Raw genomic sequence first — 8,549 nt, forward strand, 5'->3', positions numbered from 1 at the left:
CATAGAGTGAGTAATGTTCAAAGAAATACTGGATAAAAAAACAGTAAAAATGCGCATGTTTAAGGCATCTTTACTGATTGTTTTATTGAAGAGTTTAAGATTCTTTGGTGGTGGATTGCTTTCCGAGCTCGGATTTTTTACTGTCTTTGAGGTACAGGTTTTCGAAACAATAATTTGTCGCTTCGATATAGCCTTCTACGCTACCACAATCAAATCGCGTCCCCTTAAATTTATAGGCTAGAACACAACCTGCTTTAGCCTGTTTTAATAAAGCATCTGTAATTTGGATCTCGCCTCCTTTCCCTGGTTCTGTATTTTCGATCAGCTCGAAAATGTCCGGAGTTAAGATGTAGCGTCCTATGATAGCTAAGTTACTTGGTGCCGTTCCTTGCTCCGGTTTTTCAACCATATTATCGACACGATAGATATCATCTTTGATCATTTCACCAGAAATAACCCCGTATTTGTGTGTCTCATCATCAGGCACTTCTTGAACTGCGACGATAGAACAACGGAATTGCTTAAATAAAGCGACCATTTGTGCAAGTACGCCTTCTTGATCGTTCACACATAAGTCATCAGCCAAAACAACGGCAAACGGCTCGTCACCAATAAGTTCACGACCCGTTAATATGGCATGACCGAGACCTTTCATCTCCCTTTGACGGATATACGTAAAATTAGCACTGTCGATGATGTCACGAATATCGACAAGAAGCGCTTCTTTGTTCGTTCCACTAATTTGATGTTCTAATTCATAATTTTTATCAAAGTGGTCCATGATTGAGTGTTTGCCACGTCCTGTAACAATACACATACCGTCCATCCCAGCTTGAATAGCCTCTTCGACACCGTACTCAATTAAGGGTTTATTGACCACAGGCATCATTTCTTTCGGCATTGATTTAGTTGCTGGAAGAAAGCGTGTACCGTAGCCAGCTGCCGGAAAAAGACACTTTTTGATCATGATAATACCTTTGTCATTAAGATGGTTTGTATTTCCGGCGTAACCATAGCATTTTTTTTCCCATTGCTAAATTGTCATGAGAGTGATTTGAACTTTTGGGTTCACAATTAAGACAACATATGCTGGTTTGCCCAAGCAATAGCTTGAACTCGGTTTTTGACCGATAACTTTTTAAAAATCTGATATAGGTGAGATTTAACCGTAAATTCACTAATAAATAGGTCGTCTGCAATTTGTATATTCGACGCGCCTGTTTTGAGGCAACGTAATATTTGTATCTCTCGAGACGTCAAATCGACGGTTGCCGGCGATGTTTGGCTTAATATCACATGTCGGTAGTAATGGAGGAGTTGCGCGGCAACCTTACGTGGAAGCCAGTTTTGGCTATTAATCACTTCTTCGCAGCCACGGGCGATGGATTCTATGGATTCGTGGCGGTAGAACAAAGCTTTTATGTTGCCAAAGCACAGTAATTCTTCTGTTGTCAGACGCTTTATGACATTAAATAAAATAATCTCAAACATTTTGTTTGATAAAGGCAGATCACGAATTTGATTATTGAGAGATTGATAATACTGATGATCTATCATCAGTATCTTATGTTTATGTCGTTGCATTGCGTACATGAGGTCGCTTGGCTCTATGTACGGTATATTGATATGGAGCTGATTTTGAATACTCTCAACAATGGGGTTGTTTTGGTCACTTTTCTCAGTGAGGAAGTAAATGGTTCGAGCATAGATGTTTTTTGCCATAAGATTCGAATTTGCCAGTAGTGTGAACATGTGAGCAGGGTGAAGGAGAATTGCTAATAGTGCGAATTATTATTACAGGATTGCGTTTTGTTTCATATAAATAGGTAAGTTTTAGATCTATCAGTCACTTAATGGTAGAAAGATACTCTAAAATAGTTTGTGGGTAGGTGCTAAACAAGTTCATTGCGTGGATTGCAATTTGTTCACAGACTAAAGCGTGTTATCCTTGTTAGCTATTGTACGTTAATCAAAGAATTTATACGGAGCGAATCATGGCGAGCCGTGGAATCAACAAAGTTATTTTAGTCGGTAATCTGGGCTCTGACCCAGAGGTACGTTATATGCCAAATGGTGGTGCCGTTGCAAATATTACCATTGCGACGTCTGAAAGTTGGCGTGATAAGACCACGGGAGAGCAGCGTGAAAAAACAGAATGGCACCGAGTGTCCTTGTTTGGCAAGCTAGCTGAAGTCGCTGGAGAATACTTGCGAAAAGGTTCACAAGTGTACATTGAAGGACAATTACAAACGCGTAAGTGGCAAGATCAGAATGGCCAGGACAGATACACTACGGAAGTGGTTGTGCAAGGGTACAATGGTATAATGCAAATGTTAGGTGGTCGAGCTCAAGGTGGTATGCAAGGCCAGACAATGGGACAGCCTCAACAGCAAAGCTGGGGGCAGCCTCAGCAGCCGACAATGCAGCAAAGTCAGCCACCTCAAGGTCAGCCAAGTTACTCTCAACCATCACACCAAACTCCGAGCCAACCTCAATATAATGAGCCGCCGATGGATTTTGATGACGACATCCCATTCTAGACAAAGACAAAAATAAAAATGTTGAAAAACACCCCAAAGGCCGCTAATAGCGGTCTTTTCTTTTATTGGCTGAAAAAAAGTGTTTATTTTTAAGGTTGAACGTTTGTATTATTAAATTACAAATTTTTATGTTGATTTTTGGGTTGGGTATGAAGATTGAGATAAAGAAGTTTATGAGCGGTGAGCGTTATGTCTTTTTACTAGACGATGACGGCATGCCTGATTTTTGGGTAACGCACTTTGTCACTAATAAACTCAGGAAGAATTTAACCACATCTTCAATTCAACAGTATCTAAAGTCCATCAAACACTTAAAACTTTGGGAAAGTATAAATGGTAGAGATCTGCTTGAAGAAATTTACAATGGGGCCATTCCAACCCTTGATGATATCAATGCTCTGAAAGAGCATTGTAGCTATCGAGCTAGTGTCTTCAAAAATCAGACTAAAACAAATGTTACCGATATGGGCAAATTTTATCTCTCTAAATCAAAAGATAAGCCCACTGTCACAAAGCCTCAGTATATCTCTCGCATGGCTCACATTACTGAATATCTCCACTTTTGTGGTAAAGAGCGAGTTAAGAAGAAACCGTCTGCTTCGCAGTTATCTGATGCGCTTGATTTAATGAAGACGCAGCTAAAAAGCGACATGCCAAAGGATCGTTTAAAAAGCAAACAAATGGCTTTAGATAAATCAGGGATACCAGATGATGTATTTGAAGATTTTGTTGCCGTGGCGAAACCCAACTCTGAACACAATCCATTTTGTAACTCTGTCATTCGGTTTCGAAATTACCTCATCGTTCAAATCTTGTATGAAACGGGGTTTAGACGCAGTGAACTAGCAGCTCTAAGAATTGGTGACATCGGTACTGACTCTGACAACCCCACCTTATCAGTTGTACGCAGACATAATAGTAAAGAAGATCCTCGTTTAGATGAGCCTACAGCGAAGACGCTTGGTAGAGCCGTCCCAATCTCGAAAGAACTGAGAGATTTACTAAATATCTACGTTAGAACACATCGTTTTCAGACAAAGGCGGCCAAAAAACATCCATTTATATTTGTCTCTCACAAAGCCAAAAGCGGAAGCTATGAATCAGGTCAACCGATTGTAAAGCAAACGATAAACGATATTTTTAATCGTATTCGTAAGGTTAATTTTGAACGTTTTTGGGGGATCACGCCACACAGCTTTAGGCATTATTTCAACCATATGCTATCCAAAAGTATTGACCAAGAAAAAAAAGCGGTTGAGGAAGAAGTGAAGCGATTGGAAGCCGAAGGGAAGCCCCAAGCAGCCAAACTATATGCAGATGAAAATAAAATCACCGAAGCGCGCGAGCTAGAGATTAGAGCTGAGAAGAATGGACATTCCGACCTAAACTCTGGCAGACCTTACTTGAAACGAACAGTTATAGAACAAGCCAATAAGATGCGGAGAAAGATGCATGCAAATTTAAAACACAAGGCTGAAGTAGGTGTTTATGGCTATTAATGCGAAAAAAAACAGTATTTATAGAGATATAAAGTCAAAGTCAGAAAAGCGGCTAAGTAAGGCTAACTATGAGTTTGACGTTTATTCGGATAATTGGCAGTTGGATGCCAATGTGCGTTTGAATTTCGAACTTCTGGAGTCATTGAATCTAACTCCAAAGTTTACAGAAAGCTTTAGACTTGCTTTGGCAGACTATGCTGCTGAGTTTTCATCACGATATACCGATAATCTTTTTAGATATTGTCGCTGGCTATTCGCGGTTGGTGTTACTAGCAAAGTAACTGAGCAGCACGTAATAAACTACAATGCAACTCTTAGTAAAACTACGGAATACAAGTTAGGCTATATTCGTGCTTTTTTGCTTGATTGGCATGACAAGGAAATCTACGGTGTTGATAAGAAAGTTGTTGGCTTGCTCTCAGCGCTCAAAATTTCAGGAAATAAAAAAGGGAAAGCGGTTGCACTAGGCTGCCCATATAGTGGTGCTTATACACTGGATGAGCAATCTGCGTTCATTACGTGGTACGTAGATGCATTTACAGAGCAGCTCATTTCATTATATGACTATGCGTTCATCATGGCATTGCAATACACGGGTGCTCGGCCTCTTCAATTAACCCATCTGTATTATGAGGATCTACTCACAAGAACAGAGGCTGGCATTGAGCACTTTGATTTACGAATCCCCAACGCCAAAAAACGTAATGAAACGTTTAGAGGGTCTTATCAAGTCAAAAAAGATGTTAGTGAAGACCTAATATTGGTGCTGACTGCACAGGCAAAACAATCAATAAAAATGGTTGAAGAGCATTTCAACGTCAGCCTTACTAGTCAGCAGAAAAAGCAGATCCCCATTTTTATCAATGAGCGAGAGATATCGAATCTCACTGACTTTAGTGCATTTGAAAAAATACAACAGAAAACGCCTGATTTATTGTGCTTACGGACTAATGGTGCAAAACCATCAGTTGCAGAAATAGTAAGAAGGTTAGCTCGGCTTTGTCCCTTAAAAACAACCCGAATTAAATTGGATGGCGATTATGGAGATTTGCATATTAATCCACGTCGATTTCGTTACACTCATGCGACGAACATGGCTATGCTTGGAGCCAGCGAGCATACGATAGCTGAGGAGTTAGGGCATGAAGATACTCAACAGGTCACCGTGTATACCGAGTTTAATGAAGAGATGGCGGATAGAATCGACGAGGCGCTAGCTACCGATCTTACCCCATTAGCTCAAGCTTTTTCTGGCACGTTAATAGACAGTGAAAAAGACGCAATTCGAGCTAACGATCCTCGAAGCAGAATTAACAATGACGAAGGCAACCCTTTAGGAAACTGTGGAACATTTGGCTTTTGTGCTAATGGCTCTGTGCATTGCTACACATGCAATAAATTTCAACCTTGGTTAAATGCTCCTCATGAGAAAATGCTGAAAAGCGTCGTTTTGAAACGAGATCGAAAGCGTGAAATGGGAGCCAGTGAGTTTGTTTTGCAAGGACATAACCGCAGTATCAATGCTATTAAGGCGGTCATTCGAAAGTGCAACGCAAGAAAGCAAGAGTTAGAAAATGAAGGAGCGTTAAATGTCTAATGTTTTGCTGTTTACTCCTAAGCATCAAATTGATTTTCAAAAAAATTATGATGATTTTATCGCTTTTGCAAAAAATGATCTGAGTCTGTTTGACGACATTCAGTTCAAAACCCCTGAAGGCATTATTCAGAATGGCTGGGAATGTGATAAGTGGTCGTGGAAGACGGAAAAAGGAAAAAAGCTGACGATTGTTTTTGGGGCAAGTCAGAGTCATTCAAAATATACACCTTTCCAGCCTCCTTTTTCTGACTTTGCGAAAGCATATGTTCGCTACCAGCAATCGCTTAACAAGAAAGATTCAACTACTTGGGCTTCATCGCTAGTCTTCCTCTATCAAGCATTAGAAGAGCACGCTGTTCACAATGATAAATCATCAGTTGATATAATGAACATCAACAATAATGTGATTGATCGCGTAGAGCAGAAGATACGGAGCAGTGATTTAGGCGCTGGCGGCAAACGCAATATCGGCCTTTCGTTCGAAAAGGTATTGAAATTCATCAAAGAAAAACGATTTAAACTAGATCTACAAGATTGGTCGAACCCGTTTCCTCGTCAATCTGACGCGAGCATAAAACTAGACGAAAAAAGTCGCAAGGAAATGGAAGATAAATGTCCGTCAGATTATCAGATGTTGCAGGTAGCAGACGCTTTTCATAAAGCTAAGACACCACGCCAGAAGTATTTTAGTAGTCTTTGCGTTATGTTGATGTGCCAGCCCAGCAGACATACTGAATTGAATGGTTTGACTGTCAATTCATTACAGCAAAGTGATAAAGGTCGTTGGTACTTGATGTGGCATCCTGCCAAAGGAGGGGATCCCGTTCGAAAGTGGGTGCCAGCTTTGCTAGAAGACGTTGTTAAACAGGCATTTGAAAGACTTGTGGAGATTTCTGCTCCAGCCAGGTCTGCTGCAAAATTTGCGTATGACAATCCTGATCTGTTCATGTTGGGTAGTGACTCAGAAAGCTCCCAAGACAAGCCGTTGACATATAATCAGTTCGCGAAAGTAATGGGATTTAAAACAGGTAAATCAGAAAGAGGAACCGACATCACTTGGACGACGTATGGTAGCAACGTCAAGTGGTTAAATCGTTTAATTAGCGACTTGAACAATGTGAACGATTGGAAAAAGGACTTGTGTCAAGGACACATCGTTCTCCCGAACAATGAGATCGTAAATAGATACACTGGTAAGCCAACAGGAATCGTCATTCGATTTCCTAGTTACAGGGATCTCCGTTCTGTTATTGATGAACAATACAAGACGCTGGATTTCCCAAATTATGGCGACATGAAAGTATGGGATTGCATCACATTAGTCAGAGATCATGAATTTCACAAGGAATTCGCTGTTAAGCCCTTCTCATGGGTTCATCTTGGACATGGCTCTCTGAGTGATGCTATCGGCTCTGACAGAGGCATAGAATCAATTTTTGATGAGCTAGGTATCACAGATGAAGATGGGACACCTCTCAAGCTAAATAGTCACCAATTTCGTCACTGGTTAAACACGAAATTAAAGTTAGCAGGTGAAGCTGATTGGCTTATCGCCAAATGGTCAGGGCGAGCTGATATCAAGCAAAACAAAGCTTACGACGGACGAACTGAAAAGCAAAAGTCACGTCTAACTCAGCGTATTGGGCATGTTACGATTGGATCTGGTGTCATGACTGTTGCTCAAGCTAACCAGTTGTTAGAACTTTACACTGCCGAAGCGCCGCCACCGCCAATGGTTTTACATGACCTTGGACTTCCCATCTCACTGAAAGCTCTTGGGATTGATAGGAATGGTGTTGCTCAGTTCACAGGGTTAGGCTTCTGTGTTCACAACTATGCCGAAAGTCCATGTGTTAAAAATGGTGACTGTGAGGTCTGCAATGAACATGTTTGCCTTAAAGGTATGCCTCACTCTCTTGATGAGTTAAAAACTCTTGAAGCGCTATATGAAGAGCAATTGAGGCATGCGAAAGCCGCCGCAGAAGATCAGGTTTTTGGCGCGGATAGATGGGTTACAGCTCTGGGCTTTCGCTTGTCTAAGATAAAAACACTCATTTTTCTTCTTGAAGATCCAAAAAAAGCGGATGGTGCACACGTTAGAATACCTGATGAGCTATCACCATCTCCTGTGAAGCGCTCATTGAACATAAATGAACAAAGCGCTATCCAAGGGTTTGATCTTATGGCTTTAGCACTATCTGATATGAGGGAGGCATAATGGCTTTTGTTCCAGATAACAAAGAAACGATACTGGCTATCATCGATGGGTGGACTGGCAAACTTAGTTATGAGCTTTTAGCTGAGAAATTACAGTTAGAACTTGGCCTAAAAAAGCCGCCATCACGTTTCACATTCACCAAGTATGATGAAATTAAGCATGCTTTTGATTTGAAGAAAGAGCAGCTAAGGCAAAAGAAATCAGAAGCTATCCAAGATGCCAAGTCGTTGTTCGAAAGTGCTGACAAATTAAGTGATCTTATTTCTAATCTAGGGAATGATGACGTAGCGATTGCAGAATTAATCAAGCAAGTAGAAAAACTTGAAAAAGAGAATGAAAGGCTTAGTTCAGAAAATAAAAGGCTTAATTCTCAAAACGATATGTTGCTTGAAAGATTTGCGAGATGGCAATACAACCTTCAGAAAATGGATGGCGTCGATCTCAATAAGTTAGTTTCTACACTTGATGATGGTCTGCCTGCCAAGTCCATATAAGGCGTACTTATACAACTAGTTTGTACTAATTCACTACTGACTTGACTGATGTGTAGTAACTCATACTCGATCTTACACATCCGCTGGTTAGTCGCGGATAGACCATACAGTAGGCCTGCTGGTAGTAGGCCTGCTGGTAGTGTCATTACTGAGGGATCTTGACGGGATAAATACCATTCGACTCTGTCGTATCCTTACATT

Annotated in this window: 7 protein-coding genes; 5 read left to right on the forward strand and 2 right to left on the reverse strand. The window is 40.8% G+C overall.

Annotated features, from left to right (window positions below):
- Window positions 1-94: 94 nt before the first annotated feature.
- Both galU and QQK21_RS00435 read right to left on the reverse strand, forming a co-directional pair.
- Complete coding sequence (galU, locus tag QQK21_RS00430) at window positions 95-967, reverse strand: UTP--glucose-1-phosphate uridylyltransferase GalU (RefSeq protein ID WP_284190240.1); 873 nt, start codon at window positions 965-967, stop codon at window positions 95-97.
- 107 nt (window positions 968-1,074) lie between these two features.
- Window positions 1,075-1,722, reverse strand: coding sequence for a response regulator transcription factor (locus QQK21_RS00435; protein WP_284190241.1), 648 nt, complete (start codon window positions 1,720-1,722; stop codon window positions 1,075-1,077).
- Window positions 1,723-1,994: 272 nt separating this feature from the next.
- Here QQK21_RS00435 and QQK21_RS00440 point away from each other — a divergent pair, with 272 nt between their 5' ends.
- The 5 genes from QQK21_RS00440 to QQK21_RS00460 all read left to right on the forward strand — a co-directional run bounded on the left by QQK21_RS00440 (window position 1,995) and on the right by QQK21_RS00460 (window position 8,348).
- On the forward strand, window positions 1,995-2,540 hold the full coding sequence (locus QQK21_RS00440) for a single-stranded DNA-binding protein (protein ID WP_284190242.1): 546 nt from the start codon (window positions 1,995-1,997) through the stop codon (window positions 2,538-2,540).
- A gap of 65 nt (window positions 2,541-2,605) precedes the next feature.
- Window positions 2,606-4,039 (forward strand): tyrosine-type recombinase/integrase, encoded by a 1,434-nt coding sequence (locus QQK21_RS00445; RefSeq protein WP_284190243.1) that lies wholly within the window; start codon window positions 2,606-2,608, stop codon window positions 4,037-4,039.
- On the forward strand, window positions 4,029-5,636 hold the full coding sequence (locus tag QQK21_RS00450; RefSeq protein WP_284190244.1) for a site-specific integrase: 1,608 nt from the start codon (window positions 4,029-4,031) through the stop codon (window positions 5,634-5,636). Before QQK21_RS00445 ends, QQK21_RS00450 begins: the two co-directional genes overlap by 11 nt.
- Window positions 5,629-7,854, forward strand: a complete 2,226-nt coding sequence (locus QQK21_RS00455; protein WP_284190245.1) for a hypothetical protein — start codon at window positions 5,629-5,631, stop codon at window positions 7,852-7,854. Before QQK21_RS00450 ends, QQK21_RS00455 begins: the two co-directional genes overlap by 8 nt.
- Complete coding sequence (locus QQK21_RS00460; RefSeq protein ID WP_284190246.1) at window positions 7,854-8,348, forward strand: hypothetical protein; 495 nt, start codon at window positions 7,854-7,856, stop codon at window positions 8,346-8,348. The genes QQK21_RS00455 and QQK21_RS00460 overlap by 1 nt, the downstream gene beginning before the upstream one ends.
- Window positions 8,349-8,549 lie beyond the last annotated feature (201 nt).

The organism is Vibrio zhanjiangensis, from assembly GCF_030161235.1.
In the GTDB taxonomy this organism is placed as follows: Bacteria; Pseudomonadota; Gammaproteobacteria; order Enterobacterales; family Vibrionaceae; genus Vibrio; species Vibrio zhanjiangensis.